This window comes from Fulvivirga imtechensis AK7 (genome assembly GCF_000331535.1).
Classification (GTDB): domain Bacteria; phylum Bacteroidota; class Bacteroidia; order Cytophagales; family Cyclobacteriaceae; genus Fulvivirga; species Fulvivirga imtechensis.
In genome coordinates this window covers 1-16,489 of the sequence record NZ_AMZN01000036.1, presented here as the reverse complement: position 1 = coordinate 16,489, position 16,489 = coordinate 1, and the positions used below count along the sequence as shown (strand labels likewise).

General features: G+C 42.8%; 20 protein-coding genes. 15 read left to right on the top strand and 5 right to left on the bottom strand.

The genetic code is table 11. The features are described 5' to 3' along the window. The 4 genes from C900_RS10605 to C900_RS10590 all read left to right on the top strand — a co-directional run bounded on the left by C900_RS10605 (nt 1) and on the right by C900_RS10590 (nt 2,939). Nucleotides 1-939 carry a GDP-L-fucose synthase family protein gene (locus C900_RS10605; RefSeq protein ID WP_040496481.1) on the top strand — a complete coding sequence of 313 codons (939 nt, stop codon included), beginning with the start codon at nt 1-3 and terminating at the stop codon, nt 937-939. A 9-nt stretch (nt 940-948) separates the two neighbouring features. After that, on the top strand, nt 949-1,683 hold the full coding sequence (locus C900_RS10600) for an SDR family NAD(P)-dependent oxidoreductase (protein ID WP_009579843.1): 735 nt from the start codon (nt 949-951) through the stop codon (nt 1,681-1,683). Nucleotides 1,684-1,791: 108 nt separating this feature from the next. Beyond that, the gene (locus tag C900_RS10595; protein ID WP_009579842.1) at nt 1,792-2,037 is read left to right on the top strand and encodes a YtxH domain-containing protein; all 246 of its coding nucleotides are present in this window, start codon (nt 1,792-1,794) and stop codon (nt 2,035-2,037) included. A 446-nt stretch (nt 2,038-2,483) separates the two neighbouring features. Then, nucleotides 2,484-2,939, top strand: coding sequence for a hypothetical protein (locus C900_RS10590; protein ID WP_009579840.1), 456 nt, complete (start codon nt 2,484-2,486; stop codon nt 2,937-2,939). 223 nt (nt 2,940-3,162) lie between these two features. On the opposite strand, the gene trhA is transcribed toward C900_RS10590, so the two are convergent. Next, nucleotides 3,163-3,804 carry a PAQR family membrane homeostasis protein TrhA gene (trhA, locus tag C900_RS10585; protein ID WP_040496465.1) on the bottom strand — a complete coding sequence of 214 codons (642 nt, stop codon included), beginning with the start codon at nt 3,802-3,804 and terminating at the stop codon, nt 3,163-3,165. Nucleotides 3,805-3,962: 158 nt separating this feature from the next. Here trhA and C900_RS10580 point away from each other — a divergent pair, with 158 nt between their 5' ends. The 8 genes from C900_RS10580 to C900_RS10560 all read left to right on the top strand — a co-directional run bounded on the left by C900_RS10580 (nt 3,963) and on the right by C900_RS10560 (nt 9,357). Next, entirely contained in the window at nt 3,963-4,736 is a 774-nt protein-coding gene (locus tag C900_RS10580; protein ID WP_009579838.1) for a helix-turn-helix domain-containing protein, read from the top strand. 70 nt (nt 4,737-4,806) lie between these two features. Continuing rightward, entirely contained in the window at nt 4,807-5,673 is an 867-nt protein-coding gene (locus C900_RS28345; protein ID WP_051052820.1) for an ester cyclase, read from the top strand. A gap of 1,196 nt (nt 5,674-6,869) precedes the next feature. Next, complete coding sequence (locus C900_RS30375) at nt 6,870-6,995, top strand: archease (protein WP_009579836.1); 126 nt, start codon at nt 6,870-6,872, stop codon at nt 6,993-6,995. 26 nt (nt 6,996-7,021) lie between these two features. Next, complete coding sequence (locus C900_RS29370) at nt 7,022-7,282, top strand: archease (protein WP_083867478.1); 261 nt, start codon at nt 7,022-7,024, stop codon at nt 7,280-7,282. Nucleotides 7,283-7,285: 3 nt separating this feature from the next. Beyond that, the gene (locus tag C900_RS29365) at nt 7,286-7,525 is read left to right on the top strand and encodes a hypothetical protein (RefSeq protein WP_009579834.1); all 240 of its coding nucleotides are present in this window, start codon (nt 7,286-7,288) and stop codon (nt 7,523-7,525) included. After that, nucleotides 7,474-7,674, top strand: coding sequence for an RtcB family protein (locus C900_RS30830; RefSeq protein ID WP_342662392.1), 201 nt, complete (start codon nt 7,474-7,476; stop codon nt 7,672-7,674). Before C900_RS29365 ends, C900_RS30830 begins: the two co-directional genes overlap by 52 nt. A gap of 24 nt (nt 7,675-7,698) precedes the next feature. Then, nucleotides 7,699-8,214, top strand: coding sequence for a hypothetical protein (locus C900_RS10565; protein WP_157493993.1), 516 nt, complete (start codon nt 7,699-7,701; stop codon nt 8,212-8,214). Nucleotides 8,215-8,823: 609 nt separating this feature from the next. After that, nucleotides 8,824-9,357, top strand: a complete 534-nt coding sequence (locus C900_RS10560) for a hypothetical protein (RefSeq protein ID WP_157493992.1) — start codon at nt 8,824-8,826, stop codon at nt 9,355-9,357. 84 nt (nt 9,358-9,441) lie between these two features. Here the strand turns inward: C900_RS10560 and C900_RS28340 are convergent, their stop codons facing one another. After that, a complete protein-coding gene (locus C900_RS28340; protein ID WP_009579831.1) occupies nt 9,442-9,927 on the bottom strand; it encodes a hypothetical protein in 486 nt (161 codons plus the stop codon). Between the two features lie 135 nt (nt 9,928-10,062). Here C900_RS28340 and C900_RS10550 point away from each other — a divergent pair, with 135 nt between their 5' ends. Both C900_RS10550 and C900_RS10545 read left to right on the top strand, forming a co-directional pair. Beyond that, nucleotides 10,063-11,037: a ribose-phosphate diphosphokinase gene (locus C900_RS10550; protein WP_009579830.1), complete on the top strand. Its 975-nt coding sequence runs from the start codon at nt 10,063-10,065 to the stop codon at nt 11,035-11,037. A 9-nt stretch (nt 11,038-11,046) separates the two neighbouring features. Continuing rightward, on the top strand, nt 11,047-12,084 hold the full coding sequence (locus C900_RS10545; RefSeq protein ID WP_009579829.1) for a hypothetical protein: 1,038 nt from the start codon (nt 11,047-11,049) through the stop codon (nt 12,082-12,084). 27 nt (nt 12,085-12,111) lie between these two features. On the opposite strand, the gene C900_RS10540 is transcribed toward C900_RS10545, so the two are convergent. The 3 genes from C900_RS10540 to C900_RS10530 all read right to left on the bottom strand — a co-directional run bounded on the left by C900_RS10540 (nt 12,112) and on the right by C900_RS10530 (nt 14,124). Beyond that, on the bottom strand, nt 12,112-12,762 hold the full coding sequence (locus C900_RS10540; protein ID WP_009579828.1) for a phosphoribosyltransferase: 651 nt from the start codon (nt 12,760-12,762) through the stop codon (nt 12,112-12,114). 6 nt (nt 12,763-12,768) lie between these two features. Then, nucleotides 12,769-13,302 carry a DUF892 family protein gene (locus C900_RS10535; RefSeq protein ID WP_009579827.1) on the bottom strand — a complete coding sequence of 178 codons (534 nt, stop codon included), beginning with the start codon at nt 13,300-13,302 and terminating at the stop codon, nt 12,769-12,771. A gap of 153 nt (nt 13,303-13,455) precedes the next feature. Further along, nucleotides 13,456-14,124: a dienelactone hydrolase family protein gene (locus tag C900_RS10530; protein WP_040496462.1), complete on the bottom strand. Its 669-nt coding sequence runs from the start codon at nt 14,122-14,124 to the stop codon at nt 13,456-13,458. A 268-nt stretch (nt 14,125-14,392) separates the two neighbouring features. Between C900_RS10530 and polX the strand changes: the two genes are divergently transcribed. Then, nucleotides 14,393-16,138, top strand: a complete 1,746-nt coding sequence (gene polX, locus C900_RS10520) for a DNA polymerase/3'-5' exonuclease PolX (protein WP_009579824.1) — start codon at nt 14,393-14,395, stop codon at nt 16,136-16,138. Nucleotides 16,139-16,489 lie beyond the last annotated feature (351 nt).

Here is a 16,489-nt window from a genome sequence, read left to right as displayed (position 1 = left end):
ATGGATTTAGACGCTAAAATATATGTTGCAGGGCATCAGGGCATGGTTGGTTCGGCTATTCTGCGGAAGCTAAAAAAAGCAGGGTATTACAACTTTGTACTCCGTACATCTGTAGAGTTGGACCTGCGCGAACAGGATGCTGTGCAGCGGTTTTTTGAAATAGAAGAACCGGAGTATATATTTCTTGCAGCAGCCAGGGTAGGAGGTATACATGCCAATAACACATACCGGGCCGAGTTTATCTATGATAACCTGGCTATTCAGAACAATGTGATCCATCAGTCTTTTAAGTCAGGGGTACGTAAGCTGCTTTTTTTAGGGTCTTCCTGTATTTACCCTAAGTATGCGCAACAGCCAATGAAAGAGGAAGCCCTGCTTACAGGTTCGCTGGAACCCACCAACGAGCCTTATGCCATTGCTAAAATAGCCGGTATTAAACTGTGTCAGGCCTATCACGCTCAATACGGCTCCAATTTTATTAGCCTGATGCCGACTAATCTCTATGGTCCGAATGATAATTACGATTTGGAAAATGCTCATGTTTTACCCGCCCTCATACGGAAGATCCATGAAGCAAAGACTAAAGATGAAAGAGATGTGGAAATCTGGGGTACCGGCACGGTAAGGCGGGAATTCCTCCATGTGGATGACCTTGCTGATGCCTGCCTGTTTTTGATGAATAACTACAGTAAACCAGGCATCATCAATGTTGGTACCGGTAAAGACCTGAGCATCTATGAACTTGCCCTGCTCCTCAAATCAGTAATAGGATACAAAGGCCGCTTGCGTTTTAATCCGGCAAAACCTGACGGTACGCCAAGGAAGCTGTTAGATACCACAAGAATAAACCATATGGGATGGTATCCGAAAATAGAACTATGGGAAGGCATACAGAAGGTTTATGCCGAGTATGAAAAAAGACACTTACAAACCCATTAAAGGCGACATATGCACGTATACATTATAACAGGCGCTTCCAGGGGATTGGGCGAAGCAGTGGCTGCTAAGCTACTGGGGCCACATAATCATGTCGTTGGTATTTCCCGAACAAAGAGTTACGACCTGTGGGAGTATGCCAAAAAGTTTGGCTATAGGCTATCACATGTTCCCTGTAACCTTGGCAGCGCCTGGTATGAAGTAGAAAGAGCCATTTATGATGCCTTTGCGGCCATCGATATTAATGATGCCAGTTCTATAACACTGATCAATAATGCTGCTACCATAGAACCTATAAAGCCTATCGATAAATGTAGCAGCCAGGATGTGGCCAGTGCATTCGCCCTCAACGCGCTGGCCCCATTTATCTTAACCGCCCGGTTTATTGAAAAAACAACAGACCTTCGTATAGAGAAGCGCGTGATCAATATCTCCTCGGGAGCTTCAAGGAAAGGATACAGTGGATTGAGCTGCTACGGTAGTGCCAAAGCGGCATTGAACCAGTTTACACAAAGTGTTGCCAGTGAACAGGAAAACTGCTCATATCCTGTGAGGATGATACTTTTTGAACCCTACAAAATGGATACAGCTATGCAAGCGAAGATCAGATCAGTAAAAAAAACGGATTTTCCCCAGGTAAAAAAGTTTAAGAAAGCCAAAAAAGTAGGTAAGCTGAATTCTGCCGGGCAAGTGGCGGAAGAAATTATGCGACTACTGTTTGAAAAAGGACAGCTCGTAAATTCCTGAGGTTGTTGTTCTGCCAACAAAAATCATCCGGGATCTATGATGAAGATCACTTTACTATGAGATCCAAAGTGATAGCTTTAGAACTAAGAACACTAAACATTAACAGTTATGAGAACCGGAAGAGCGTTATTGGGGGTATTGGCAGGAATGGCTGCCGGTGCGGTTATAGGAGCATTGTTTGCCTCTGAAAAAGAATCTGATACCGAAAGGTACATCAGCGAAAAGGGAGAAGGCCTGGCCGATGAGCTGAACTTGATGCTGGACGAAAAGTTCGAACAACTCAAAATGGAGATCAGAAGCTGGAAAGCTGATCTTGCAACCCACCAGCAGGAAGCGGTGAATGGGTTGGAATGAAGGAAAGAGTTGGAAAACCGTAACGGAAGCGGGAAGTTATTGCTCCCCCAGGAAGAATAGTAATCCGTATCAACGAAATGACAACTTCAGCTACAAACCGCGAACCCAACCCGTGTCAGACGACTTTGACCCGTCAGTATGAAAGGAAACTGTTAAGCGACAAATTGGGAACAGAGAACTCCTCTGTTTTTGATAAATTGCCTTCACTCATAAAATAAGACCGCTAACCACCTATCATTTATTCGCTACATTGATTTTGTTTAAATTGAACCCTGATTTTAGCAACATCAAATAAAATTATTAAATAGTGTCTCTAAGAAAACGCCAATGTCTGCGTTAAAAATGCTCACGTACCTCAGTACGCTCCGCTTTTTGGCCCTTCGCAAGCCTTGACCCTAACGTTTTCTTAGAGACACTTAGAGTTTTCTTATAGACATTAAATACAAATGGTTATAGACAACCTGGAAAGGAAAAACTTCGGTAGTGGAAAATTAAACAAACAATGCCTACAATTTGAAAAACTTCTGGAGGTGCTTAGAAAGAGAGAATTGTCAACAGAGATCATAACCTCGATCAACAGAGATATCCGGCAGATCAATTCTTTTGCAGGTAATGAACAGCATTTGTTGAGAATAGTAAGGTCTTCTCAAAAGCGGATTCTTAATCACCTTGAAAAAGAACTGAAAACCGTTCCGAAAAATCACTACCGCAATTTGTGGATGGTCCTGGGTATGTCGGCATTTGGCCTGCCATTGGGGATGGTGTATGGCCTGATGCTTGATAATATTGCTTTCTTTTCCCTGGGGTTGCCCATAGGCATGGGAATAGGCACCCTGATAGGAGCGGTAATGGATAAAAAAGCCGGCAAAGAGGGCAGGCAGTTGGAACTAGTGTTGAGTTAAGTGTACTGTGTCGTATAAGTTGCAGTTATTTTTGTTCCAGGCAACGCAAAAAATATGAGCATGGGACAAAAAGAACAAAGCCTGGTCTTAGTTTGCAATTCGCAGTTCACAGTTCACAGTTGTTCGTATGTTCATTTAAAGTTGTAACCAGAAACCAGCCACCAGAAACCAGAAACCAGAAACCAGCAGCCAGAAACCAGCAGCCAGACCAGCCACCAACAACCTACAACAGCGTCAATATCGAGAAGAAATGGAAAGTAGTACCTGATAGCACAAAAAGGTGCCAGATACCGTGGTTATACCTGATCTGATGCTTCACATAAAAGATGGTGCCTAAGGTATAAAATATCCCCCCGGCTATTAAGAAGGAGAAGCCCTCAAGTGACATATAATCATACAAAGGTTTCATAACTATAATGGCCAGCCATCCTAAAGCAAGATAAAGAATAGTCGACAGCAGGTCTTTTTTGCCGGTAAAAAAGACCTTAAGTATTATTCCCAACAAGGTACAACCCCAGACTGTACCAAGTATGATCCATCTGAGAAGTCCTGTCGGTAAAGAAAGGCAAAATGGGGTATATGTACCGGCGATTAGCAGGAAAATAGCCATATGGTCAAATTTTCTGAATAGATTTTTTAACTTTTCGCTGGTGAAGCTATGGTAAAGTGTAGACACCAGGTACAACAGCACCATAGTAGCCCCGAATACAGAGAAGCTTACCACATGCCAGGTTGTGCCTTTTGAAACGGCAAGAATAATAAGGATCACCAATCCTGCCATAGCAAGACAGGTGCCAATGCCATGGGTTACAGCATTGATAACTTCCTCTTTTTGATCTCCGGGACTGTCATTTTTACAATTCATACTTTTCTTTAACGTTCTTTTTGATATAACAAGCTGCGTTAAAGATAAAAAGTTAGCAACTTTAGAAATATGATCATGATCATGTTGAGCTTCCTCTCTTTCACAACTGCAAAACCAATTAAGCCTCTGCACGTACACATTTGTGTAGCTATTAGAACATGACAATACAAACCTACACACCTTCTGCAGGACTGGCTCCTTTTATTGATAGATATGTGGTTATCGAATGTTCTGAAGAGGTATCGAACCGTGTGTTTCCGGGTACTTCATTGGTTGTAGCTTTCAGGTATAAGGGGCATGTCAGCTACACGGCAAATGGAGTGAAGAATGTACTCACCCCATCTGTGGTTACAGGCATGCGAAAGTCAGCGCGACTCATCAACTATTTAGATGGCAGTGGTAATGTACTGGTGAAATTTAAGGAAGCAGGCGCCCGGGCATTTATTAAGGAGCCACTTCACGAGTTGTTTGAAGACAGCATATCTCTTATGCATTTGACTGGCTATAGTGATACATCATTTATAGAAGAGCGGTTAGCAGATGCTTCCTGCAACTATCAGAGGATAAACCTGATCGAAAGTTTTTTGACCTCCAAATTGCATCATGAGCAGGGTGACCCATTGATTATGACTGCTCTGGCGCATATGCGTGCTGCAGGAGGTAGGGTGAGGATACGGCTACTGGCTGCTTCACTCAACATAAGTCTCGATCCCTTCGAAAAGCGCTTTAGGCGTGTTGTTGGTGTTTCTCCTAAACAGTTTTCCTACCTTATAAAAATGCAATCCGTAGTCCGTTCAAGGCTCAAAGAAAAGAGCCTTGCCGAAGTAGCTATTGATGCCGGATATTTCGATCAGGCACATTTCAACAAAGATTTTAGACTATACACAGGTCAAACTCCCACTGAATTTGCCAAGGCACCCGTTTATTGGTGATCAATGATTTTTTACAAGAGTTTCATTCTTGCTGTTGACAGTTTTGTAGCAAACAAACTTTCAACAAAAAATGAAACGAGTACATCTGTTACTGGTAATACTGGTCGCTACTGGACCATTAAACGCCCAGAAAAAAAATCAAACCTATAAAAACCGAAAAAATATGGAGACCACTGCATACACTGTCAGGGAGAACAAAGAACTGATTGAAAAACTCAACACTCAATCACTGAATAAAAGGGATTTTGAATTGCTGAACAATATTATAGCCGATGATTATATGGGAATAAACGGGCAAAAAGGAGTTGAGGCATTCAAGGCGCCTGCCATAGACATTATCAGCACTATACCGGATATCCAATGGCAAATAGAGACAATGGCAGGTGAGGGTAATATGGCTTTTGCCAAATTGCAGATATACGGGACCCATACCGGGTCGTATCTGAATATTGAGCCTACTGGTAAAACCATTTCGATAAATAGTGTAGCCATTTATCAATTTAGAGACAACAGGATCATTAGCTCAGAGGTACAGGTAGACAGGTTAACTTTTTTGCAGCAAATTGGGATTGTTCCGGACTTGAGCTTAATAGAAAAGAAAATCGACCGGGAGCAGGTGGTTTTTATTGATAAATTTTTGGTGCCTGCAGATGCAGAGGCCGAATTTGTGGGAAGAATGAATGCAAACAGAAAGTTGATCCGAAAACTACCTGGCTTTGTTGAAGATGCTGTTTGTAAAAATACTGACAATAACGGAAATCGGATATACCTAACTGTGGCCAAATGGGAGAGTGAAGCAGCACTGAACAACGCAAAGGAAGTTGTGCAGACAGCATACAGGAAGGAGGGATTTGACCCTGGTGAAATGATGAAACGACTAAACATTACCATGGACAGAAGAACTTATATAGAGGTAGAAAACGAACTGCCCAAATGATAAAATCCTCATTAATTTGTGACTTCCGTCATCGGTAAAATAGTGTTATATTGTGTATCTTTATACCAAACATAGTCAAAGTCTAAGAGATTGAGGTAAACAGGATAATAGATATATGTACTGTAACAGGTATGAAACTATTCCGTCCGACTGACTGCAGCAAAAGCAGTTGCTTAGTCGAAAGGTTTTGGTTATGTAGGACGACATAGAATAACTGCTTCAAAAGGTACTAAACTATGTTGTCCGGAAGGCGGACGTAGCTCCGCCTTTTTTTGCTATCGAGCTAATAGACTAATATAACGTGAGTTCGATATAGTAGAACCGATAAAAATTGTATTCATATCCAAAAATAACCTAAAAACCTCTTTTTAAGGTCATTCTTCCTGTCCCGAACTTGCCTAACTTGCCTCGGGGAGGCACGAAGAATCTTACTAAATTCAAGTATACTACCAACAACTTAGGAAGATCCTTCTCCCGAAAGCCTTAAAGCCTTCGGAATAGGATGACTGCCCTTTTTGAGCATTTTATATCGAAGAAAACTCTAAGCGGCTTTAAGAAAACGTTCCCGCCAAAGGGCGGGACGAAGTGCCAAAAAGCGGTAGTCCCGTACAGTTGTCCATTATTTTCTGTTCCTCTCCGAAAATTTCAGGATGCTGATAATTTATAGTATTTTAAATGCCAGGACTTCACAGATTTTCCGCTTAATCCCTTAAAGCTTGCGGCTTACGGCCCGCCACCTATATGATAAAACTCTTACTGATCAGTGATCCTCATCACCGCCAACCGAGCCCGCCAAAGTGTATCTTTATATCGAAACATAGCCAAATTCTTATTTAGTGTTTGTAAGAAAACTCTATGTGGCTTTAAGAAAACGGCGAGATCAAGGCTTGCGAAGTACCAAAAAGCGGAGCGTACTGGGGTACGTGAGCATTTTTTGGGACGAGCATAACGCAGAAATTGACGTTTTCTTAGAGACGCTATTTAGTCGAGTAGGTGAGGATAATAGATATAGGTGTTTTAACAGGCACTAAACTACATATCCGATTGGCTGTAGTAAAAACAGCATCTTGGCTGCTAAGGTCTTGGTTGTGCAGGTAATATAGAATAACCGCTGCAAAAGGCACTAAACTATGTTATCGGAAGGCGGATTGAACATCCGCCTTCTTACTTTATACGCTTACCATTAGCCTTCCACAATGAGAACGATACAGTACCTGCCACACACCGCTGATATTCGCATGCGGTTGAGAGCCCCTGCCAAACAGGAATTGTTTAAGGCCGGGTTGGAGGGCATGGGATTTATTTTGAAAAAAAGTGTATGACTCTCAGAAGCCGAATGTAAAAAAAAATCATACGAGTAAGCTCATCAAATATTACAACCCTTCTGGTAGATTTCCTCAACGAGATCCTTACCCTAACACACATATGCAAGGCTGTATTCTCCACATTACAGATAAAGCAGTTAACGGATACTGAGCTTAATGGAGAGGTGGAAGGCATCAGGGTGAAATCATTTGATGAAGACGTTAAGGCAGTTACATACTACGAGGCTCAGATGCAGGCGAATGACCTGGGGCAATTGGAGACTATTGTTGTATTTGATATATAGAAAATGGAACTGAAAGACCAGTTGATAAAGATAAACGACTATCTATGGGAACTACCTAAAACTGTGAGGAAAGGGATGGTGGTCCCCGCTCATGTATATGCCTCTGAGAGACTGCTGGCGGAGATAGGAAACGACAAGTCCCTGCAACAGTTGACAAATGTGCCACGCTACCGGGTATTTGCAAGGCTGCTATGGCGATGCCTGATGTTCATGAAGGTTATGGTTTTCCGATCGGAGGGGTAGCAGCTACCGAGTGGCCCGGGGGAGCTATATCTCCCGGGGGGATTGGGTATGATATTAATTGTGGCGTCCGTCTGCTTCGGTCTCATCTCGACAGAAAGTCTCCGTTTTTAATAACATTCGTCATTCGCCCTGGTGCCTGTAAGATGTAAATTGAAAGGTATAAAATTATGGTTATGCAAAATCTTAAAATACCCACTATCGCATGTAGTCTTATGGTTGCTTTTCTGACAGGTAGAGCGCAGGTAGACGATAGCTCTGCAAGAACAACGTACAACCTTTGGAAGGCAGAGCAAAGGAAGGTAATATATTTACATATGCAGTTGACGGAGACGGAAAGGATGGCCTTTTGGCCTGTGTACGATGATTATCAGCAGGCTATTGAAGATCTTGAAGTGGAGTACCTCCAGATCATGGAATTGCAAACCGGGTATGTCGGTGAGTTGAAAGAATCCGACAAAGTCATGCTTTATGATGCACTTCTTGAAAATGACTGCGTGCTTGCAAAAGTTCGGAGAAGCCATTATAAAAAAATGCGTTCAGCTCTTTCTGCTTCCAGGGCCACAGAGTTTATGAGGTTGGATCACGCACTTAGAACCTTGTTTCGTCTTGAAATACAAAAAAACACCCCTGTTCTGGAAATATCAGAGTCCATGGTTTCTCAGTTCAATAGAATTACTTCAATACACTAATATAATAAGACGTCAGTTCGGCATAGCAACAGATTAATTGTATGCGTAATCTGAAAACAGATCTAAAAAAACCTTTTTAAGTCTTTCGGTCTGTCCAGAACTTGCCTTGGGGAGGCACGAAGAATCCTTTCCAGTGTTGAGTTAAGTGTACTGTACCGTATAAGTTGCAGTTATTTTTGTTCCAGGCAACGCAAACATTGGCGTTTTCTTAGAGACACCAGTTAGATATCTGAGATTGTATAACAAGGGTCGTATAACGGGAGACCGTCATTTGTTTCTGTGATAGGTTGGGGGTGAAATTCCTATCTGCTTGACTATAATTTTTTGGCCTTCTCGTCATACTTCAGATTAGTATGCTTAGAGGAATCACGAGTGTTTTGACCATCATCAGCGCCTTTCCTTCGCATAATTATTTTAACACCGGCAAGATTTGATCAAAGTCCTTCCAGTTCGTAACATCTGTCATTCACAGATGTTAACAAAGAAGCTAACTTGAACCTGGTAATCAGCGATGCTGAAAAGGGGAAGTCACGACTAGTCGTGAGCGTTGAGTAACGATTGACAATCTCAATACTCAAGACTAATATCTCAATACTAAATACATACACAATGAAAAATCTAAAAATAACTATAGCATGCTGCCTCTTTTTGGTATCTATGGTCAGTCATGCACAGGTACCTAAAGATTCGGTTGAGATCATCTACGAACTATGGGGGGCTGAGCATCGGAAGACAGTGATGTTACATATGCAACTTAACGAGTCGGAAAAGATGGCATTTTGGTCTGTCTATCAACAATATTGTGATGCTATGAAAATCTCAGAGGTGGAGTCCCTTCAAATTATTGTATTTCAAAAAAGTAATATCAATGAATTAAAGGAAAAAGATAAGTTCGAGCTTTACGAGGAGCTACTGGAAAACCGATGTGTGCAGACCAAGATCAGATTTAAGTACTACAAAAAATTTCGAAAAGCGCTTTCCTCTTCTTCCAGAGCTGAAGAGTTTATGGAACTTGACCGTTTCCTGCGCTCGGCATTTACAAGCGAACTGCAGAATAACAGGCTGTTTACTGAAATATCCGAAGCGGTAATGCAAGCGATGAACCTGAAATACAACGGTCAGATATCATGGACAGAAAGGTAGAAGACACCACTTGTTTCGGATGCATACTATTGCTGTAAGCTCCTCTTGTCCAGCCGGTGGCATTTTTTTCAGGCTGTATTCATGTTAAAATACGTCACTGATCTTATAACGTGTTTTTTTGTAAGAAAAAACATCGCCTTTTTTCAGTCCTTTCATTTCCTGATAGATAGGCGATTCTGTAGATAAACCGAATACACTCAGGCCTTCTACTTCGAATCGTTCGATACTAACAGATACGAAGAAGATGTCCTTATCGGTGACAACAACACTGCCAGGCTGCACGGTATTATGTACATATTCAATGGTGGGTTGCATGTCGAAAAGCAGCTTCATTTCTTCGTTGGCAAATTCTAACTGATCGGCCAGGTTATTGACCCTTTGAACGATTTCTGTATTGAATCCCTGCTGCGACAGGTCCATTTCTTCCTCATTCACGATACCTTCGCTGGCCAGCATAGATTTGATGCTCTGGTTGAAATCGTCAATGACGCTTTGATGCTTCTTTATTCCGGCCTCGAGCATTTTCTTTTTCAACGCTGTATGGCTTGTTGTTAAAACTTTAGTTCCCATAGTCGGTTATTTTATATGATCCAAAATGCTACTGTTTACCGGGTTTTGAAATAACCAAAGTCTTATTGGAAGATGATCTTTGTTATCATTTAAAACCGGTTTGCGGGCTAGTTTAGATATCGTAAAAATGTAGTTATGCGTTTGTTTTCGTTAGATAGCGGCCACCTGGGTGAAAAAATTACGGATTCTCTTTCCATCATTCCTGATGTGTTGGAGGAACGGAATTTTGAGGATGGAGAGCACAAACTCCGTCCATTGGTAAGCGTTAGGGATGAAGATGTATATGTGGTTCATTCGCTTTATGGTGATGCCACCCAAACTGTGAACGACAAACTGTGCAAGTTGCTGTTTTTTATAGCTACGGTTAAAGACTGTGGGGCAAAAAACGTAACTGCAGTTGTTCCATACCTTTGCTACACCAGAAAAGACAGGAGAACAAAGGCCCGTGATCCCGTTACCATGCGCTATGTAGCTATGCTTTTTGAGGCTGTAGGGGTTGACAGGGTCGTTACCGTTGATGTCCACAATTTGCAGGCCTACCAGAACGCTTTCCGTTGTAAAACAGAGCACATTGAGGCCCGTCATTTATTTGCAGATTACTTTAAGAGCATTTTTACTCCTAATGACCGGATAGTTGTAATGTCTCCGGATTTTGGTGGCTTAAAAAGGGCAGAGCAATTCAGAGAAAGGCTGTCCGGGGTGATGCAAGCTGATATAGATTTTGCTTTCATGGAGAAAAAAAGGAGCAAAGGGGTAGTAAGCGGTGAATCTGTAGTTGGAGATGTGAAGGGAAAATCGGTGATTATTATGGACGATCTGATCAGTACGGGAACGACAATGGTCAGGGCAGCGGTTGCGTGTGACAGGCTTGGGGCGCAGGCAGTGTACGCTGTAGCTACGCACGGAGCGTTCGTGGGTAAGGCAGATGAAATATTTCAGGAGAAAGCTGTGAAGAAGATCATTGTTACAAACAGCATGTGTCATGACCGGCTAAGTGAAACTTTAAATAGGCAAAAACTGGTTATACTGGATATAGGACCTATGTTGGCGGAAGTGGTCAGGAGACTAAATTCCGGGGGTTCATTGGTTTCTTTAATGGATATTGATTAAATTTTAGCAATGAGTAAGATAAAAACCCTGAGCGAGACCACTTATTCTCTGGATGCTAAGGTGAATTTTCTGAGGCGGAGAGAAACCTATCCGGGAACATCTGCAGTAGAGGCTATTGAGACCCATATGTCGTGGGTATTTCTTACCGATGGGTATGTTTATAAGTTGAAAAAACCAGTGCGTTATGACTTCCTGGATTTTCGGAAATTGGAGTCACGCTATCGGTACTGCATGGAAGAGGCCAGTATTAACCAACCTTTGGCGGGAGATACCTATCTGGGGGTCATTCCTTTAAGGGTTTACCGGGGGGCATTGCAACTGGACGGGGAAGGAGAAGCAGTGGACTGGCTGGTGAAGATGAAGCGCCTACCTGAAGAATACATGCTGGATGTAGTCATAAAAGAAGGAACGTCTGATCGTGAATCGGTACTGCGTGCAGCCAGAAAACTTGTGGATTTTTACCACACATCAAACTCGTTTACATTCACTCCCTCAGACTTCAGACAGAGGCTTATCAAAAGAATTGAATTAAATAGTGAGGAACTCCTTCAAAAAAAGTTTGCTCTGGAGCGCTCACAAGTGCTGAGCATAACCACCGACCTTATTCATTTTATCATGCACCGGTCCGATCTTTTTGACCAAAGAATTGCTGAGGAAAGGATCATCGAATGTCATGGAGATCTTAGACCCGAACACATTTGCCTGGCGCCACAACCGGTAATTATCGACAGGGTTGAGTTCGATTGGAGTTTGAGAATAATGGATGTGGCAGAAGAATTATCCTTTCTAATGTTGGAGTGCGAGCTTCTTGGTGAACCTTCCGTAGGGCGGCTATTCCTTAATACCTATGAATGGAAAAGTGAGGATAAAGTTCCTGAGGAGCTGATTACATTTTACAAAGCGAAAAGAGCATTTTTACGTGCCTGGCTGGCTATACACCATCTGCTTGAAAAAAAGTACAAGAAAGAGGAACCAAAGTGGCGGAATATCTGTGAAACTTACCTGCAAATGGCGGTGGACTGCTGCCGTAAACTCGTCAATAGGTGATTTCAATAACTCGTAAATGAACAAACGTCAATTCAAAAACTCTTCCTCATATTCTTTTTCCCATTTGTCAAGATATTCCAGGGCCTGCTGATCTGAAACGGTGCTGAAATCTCTGTAACCTTGTGATACTGCCCTGTAAAACGGTGGTGTTTCAAGGATCACAACGTCATCTGCCTTTCTGTGCAGGATGCTTTTCATCCTCTCATCTGATATTGGGGCTGCCACCACTATTTTGGCTGCTTTTTTATGTCTGCATAGTTCTATGGTAGCAAACAAGGTAGCTCCTGTGGCAATACCATCATCGACTATGATCACTGTCCTGCCTTGTATTTTAGGTAGGGGTCGACCCTGTCTGAGCTTCAGTAGTCTGCGCTGCACCTCAGCTTTTTCCCGCTCCATTACTTCATTAATCTCCTTATCTGCAAGCATTTGTTTGCCCGCATCTGAAATATACACGCTACCATCCTCTGCTATGGCCCCAAATGCTGCCTCCGGATTGTAAGGATACCCCAGTTTCCTGGTTACTACCACAGACATTTCTGCATTCAGATGTTTGGCTACATAATATGCCGTCTCAACGCCACCTCTGGGAATGCCAAGGATGAGTACATTTTGACCTTCGTATTTGCCGAGCGCTTTTGCCAGTTGCACTCCAGCATCTTTTCTGTCTTTGAACATCACCGGTTAGTTTAAAGTAATAATATTTCGATCCAGATTGGTACCACTTTCCATCCTTTCCAGGTGTATATGTGACCATTCCAACATGCGTAGTTTTTCTTTCATCTCCATTTCAACATGTAACGACCTTTTCAAAATACGCGTGATCTCATTGTAACCAAGCACAGAAGAATAACTTATAGCTTTCTGATGCATATTGATCAGGTAAATACTGATGGCATGGTTAAATACGATCATCAACGAGTCTGATACTTCATTTCTGCCATATTTCTCTGTCAGGTGATCTTTAGCCTGACTTAGATAATGAACCACATCATCATAGATCCGGGAGGGTTCTTCCCTCAGAAGTGCAAAGACGATCTCAAGCTGCCCTTGTTGCTTCTTCTTTTCAGCAGCTTCTTTCTCGATAAACTCTCTGAGGTCAAGCGCAAGTACGCTGTCTTTAAGTTTAGGTAGTGTTTCACATAACTCCTTCTCTGCGCCATGCATGGAATGGATTAACTCCAGCAACAGGACCTTTGTGTGGGGTAATTTTTCCATAGTTTTAGCCAAATGCTTTAAAAGATTATTTCGTTATGACAATTTTACATGTATCCCGGGCCATCGTAAATGACGATGGTCGTCAGTAAAAGATGACTTTCAAAGGTCCATTGGACTAATAAATTTAATTGTCCCAAGCCATTTTGCCGATAGCTATGCCGGTAATTTAAGTCTTCGGTGTTTTGCGGCTTTCTTCACCGGCAGGTTCTTTGAAAACCAGTCTCCAGAAATGTCGGTTACCTGCTCAAGAGTTTTTCCCTCCGCGAACAAGTCGCTAACCCCGGGTAATATTACAGCCAGGTTTTTAGATCCCGACAAATTGTGCAGGGTCTGCCGGTTGGCTGTTACCACAGGAGAGTTATACTGTCCGGCAAGAAGAAGTACCGGAATATTGATCAGATGAAGATGGTCTATAGCTAAAGCAGGGGCTCCGCTGCATGAAATTACCGTGCTGACTTTTGTCTTGAGTACAGACGCGGCCGTCAACGCCACGGCTGTGCCATTACTTGTACCAAAGTAGCCAACGGGCAGATGTTTCAGGTCATGAAATTTCGCCAGCGATTGGGTCACCCTGACCAGCTTTTGTGCTGCCAGCTCAGGGTTAAAGCTATAAATTTTGCTTTCTTCCCTTGAAAGCATGTCGAAAATAAAGGTTGCAAACCCTCTTCTCTGCAGGTGTTGAGTAATGAAATGCATCCGGGGACAGAACCTGCTGTCTCCATCTCCGAGGCAGAGGATAATCAGTGCAGAAGGTTTTTCGGGGATCTTCAGCTCACCTTCAGGAAAGGCATATTCCAACTGTGGGTTTAATGGTCGATACATGTCTGAACGATTTAATGTTTTACAAATAAGTTTTAGGTTGTCTTTATTGGTCAATCCCGCCCGGCTGCAGCTTTATGCCCGCCAGCATCGGGTCAGTGGTTATACATGTTGTTTGTAATTGTAAAAATATTGGTATAGAGGCAGGTGTTTCAATGACGATTGTTTGAACTCCCAATGATATGTATCGTTGATGATGCTGATGTATGGTGTTTAATTGGATCATACTTTCCTGATAACCAGGCATGAAGGATTTTAAGACTTTACCATTATGACCGATCATAACAAACAACTGGCTGCTATCCTCCATGATCTTGGATCGATGTACCGGTACCTTGGAGGAGAAAATCTTTTCAAGGCCATAGCTTACATGAAGGCTTCTCAGGCTATTAAAGGGTTACCTGGCGATATTTCCGTTTACCTGAAAGATGGTACAGTCAGGGATATCCCGGGAGTAGGCGAGAGCCTTGAGAAGGATATCAGGGAATTTACCAGCACAGGCACAGTTACCCGGTTTGAAAACCTCATAAAGATCGTTCCACATGGGTTGATGGAATTGATCGATATCAGTGGCTTTGGACCGCAGTCATTAAAGCGGTTGCATCAGGACCTGCATATTGAAACAAAAGAGGAGGTTGTAAAAGCGCTGGAAGATGGCCGCATAGGTCAGCTTAAGGGCTTTGGTCCCAAAAAGGTAGAAAATATGCTTCGCGGCCTGAAACTACACAAGCACGTTGAGGAAAGGATGCTCCTGTGTGATGCGCTTGAAGTTAGTGAGAAGCTTCTGACATTGCTGAAGGCGCTGCCTGAAGTGAAACGGGTGGAGCTTGCAGGTAGTTTACGCAGGAAAAAAGAAACCATCGGTGATCTGGATATACTTGCCGCGGTAAATATAAAAGACCGGAAAAAGGTTATCGCAGTTTTTACAGACTCAAAATTAGCACAGAAAGTGCTGGCAAAGGGCGACACCCGCGTGAGTATAATCATGAAGGAAAATGCTAAACAGGCAGACCTGCGAATGGTTGACGAATCGGAATGGGGGGCAGCGCTTCAATACTTTACGGGCTCAAAAGATCATAATATACACCTGCGTGGAATAGCGAGAGATAAAGGTTACAAGATAAGTGAATATGGTATTTTTAATATTCATAATCATAAACGTATAGCCGGCAAAACCGAAGAGGAGCTCTACAGCCAATTGGGAATGCAGTACATTCCACCGGAGATGAGGGAGGATAATGGAGAAATAGAACTGGCATTAAAAGGTAAGATCCCAAAATTGGTGGAACTCCGGGATATTAAAGGAGACCTACATATGCACTCTGACTGGTCCGATGGCCTCCAGACGATGGATGAGTTGGTGGACTTTGTCAAGAAGAATTTTTCGTACGATTACATTGCGGTCACCGACCACACCAAATCATCCAGGATAGCAAGAGGCATGGAGGATAAGGAGTTTCTGGAACAGATCGAAGCAGTGAAGGTTATCAACCACAAGTTAGGAAATGATTTTCTGAAAGCAGGTGCAGAAGTAGATATTCTGGCTGATGGCTCGCTCGACCTGGCCGATGAGGTGTTGTTGCAGCTCGATTGGGTGGTGGCGTCTATCCATTCCGGCTTCAGCCGCAATAATACCGACCGTCTGGTCAAAGCATGTGAAAATCCATATGTAAACTGCATTGGTCATCCTACCGGCCGGCTCATAGGCAAGCGTGAACCTTACCCTGTCGACATTGCCGCTCTTATAAAGGCAGCCGCTGCTACAAGTACAGCTCTTGAGATCAACGGACAACCTGACAGACTGGATCTGAATGATGAATTAGCCAGCGAAGCCAGAAAAGCGGGAGTAAACCTCGTGATCAACACAGACAGCCATAAATATAACGACTGCTCTTTCATGTCATTGGGTGTAGATATAGCCAGGCGTGCCTGGTGCACTGCAGATAATATTCTCAATACCAAACCATGGTATGAAATAGAAAAGCTTACCTCAAAAAAGAAATTGAGCTTTGCATAGCTGGCAAACATCGAGGGCCGCAAGCTTCCTGAGTATTTAGTCATGAGTATTGAGTTACAAAAATGCTGCTTTACTCAGCCTGTAAGGACTAGTAAAGCTTTCTATGCAAGGAAGTAACCCAAAAAAGCCGGAAGTCAGAAGACCGAAGTGGGAAGCACGGATAGCTGTAAGCAATATCAATCGTCAAACAATTAACGAATAACCATTAACGATTAACGCATAACGATTAACTCAATCGGCAGTAGGCAAAATGGAGTCGTGAGTATTACGCTACTTTACTAAGCCTGTAAGGACTAGTAAAGCTTTCCTGGCTATGAAACTAACACAAGCTACAAGCTGCAAGCCACAATC

Bases quoted from the DNA above. Each gene is read 5' to 3' on its own strand.
- C900_RS10605 (WP_040496481.1), top strand. From the start codon at position 1: ATGGATTTAGACGCTAAAATATATGTTGCAGGGCATCAGGGCATGGTT.
- C900_RS10600 (WP_009579843.1), top strand. From the start codon at position 949: ATGCACGTATACATTATAACAGGCGCTTCCAGGGGATTGGGCGAAGCA.
- C900_RS10595 (WP_009579842.1), top strand. From the start codon at position 1,792: ATGAGAACCGGAAGAGCGTTATTGGGGGTATTGGCAGGAATGGCTGCC.
- C900_RS10590 (WP_009579840.1), top strand. From the start codon at position 2,484: ATGGTTATAGACAACCTGGAAAGGAAAAACTTCGGTAGTGGAAAATTA.
- trhA (WP_040496465.1), bottom strand. From the start codon at position 3,804: ATGAATTGTAAAAATGACAGTCCCGGAGATCAAAAAGAGGAAGTTATC.
- C900_RS10580 (WP_009579838.1), top strand. From the start codon at position 3,963: ATGACAATACAAACCTACACACCTTCTGCAGGACTGGCTCCTTTTATT.
- C900_RS28345 (WP_051052820.1), top strand. From the start codon at position 4,807: ATGAAACGAGTACATCTGTTACTGGTAATACTGGTCGCTACTGGACCA.
- C900_RS30375 (WP_009579836.1), top strand. From the start codon at position 6,870: ATGAGAACGATACAGTACCTGCCACACACCGCTGATATTCGCATGCGG.
- C900_RS29365 (WP_009579834.1), top strand. From the start codon at position 7,286: ATGGAACTGAAAGACCAGTTGATAAAGATAAACGACTATCTATGGGAA.
- C900_RS30830 (WP_342662392.1), top strand. From the start codon at position 7,474: ATGGCGATGCCTGATGTTCATGAAGGTTATGGTTTTCCGATCGGAGGG.
- C900_RS10565 (WP_157493993.1), top strand. From the start codon at position 7,699: ATGCAAAATCTTAAAATACCCACTATCGCATGTAGTCTTATGGTTGCT.
- C900_RS10560 (WP_157493992.1), top strand. From the start codon at position 8,824: ATGAAAAATCTAAAAATAACTATAGCATGCTGCCTCTTTTTGGTATCT.
- C900_RS28340 (WP_009579831.1), bottom strand. From the start codon at position 9,927: ATGGGAACTAAAGTTTTAACAACAAGCCATACAGCGTTGAAAAAGAAA.
- C900_RS10550 (WP_009579830.1), top strand. From the start codon at position 10,063: ATGCGTTTGTTTTCGTTAGATAGCGGCCACCTGGGTGAAAAAATTACG.
- C900_RS10545 (WP_009579829.1), top strand. From the start codon at position 11,047: ATGAGTAAGATAAAAACCCTGAGCGAGACCACTTATTCTCTGGATGCT.
- C900_RS10540 (WP_009579828.1), bottom strand. From the start codon at position 12,762: ATGTTCAAAGACAGAAAAGATGCTGGAGTGCAACTGGCAAAAGCGCTC.
- C900_RS10535 (WP_009579827.1), bottom strand. From the start codon at position 13,302: ATGGAAAAATTACCCCACACAAAGGTCCTGTTGCTGGAGTTAATCCAT.
- C900_RS10530 (WP_040496462.1), bottom strand. From the start codon at position 14,124: ATGTATCGACCATTAAACCCACAGTTGGAATATGCCTTTCCTGAAGGT.
- polX (WP_009579824.1), top strand. From the start codon at position 14,393: ATGACCGATCATAACAAACAACTGGCTGCTATCCTCCATGATCTTGGA.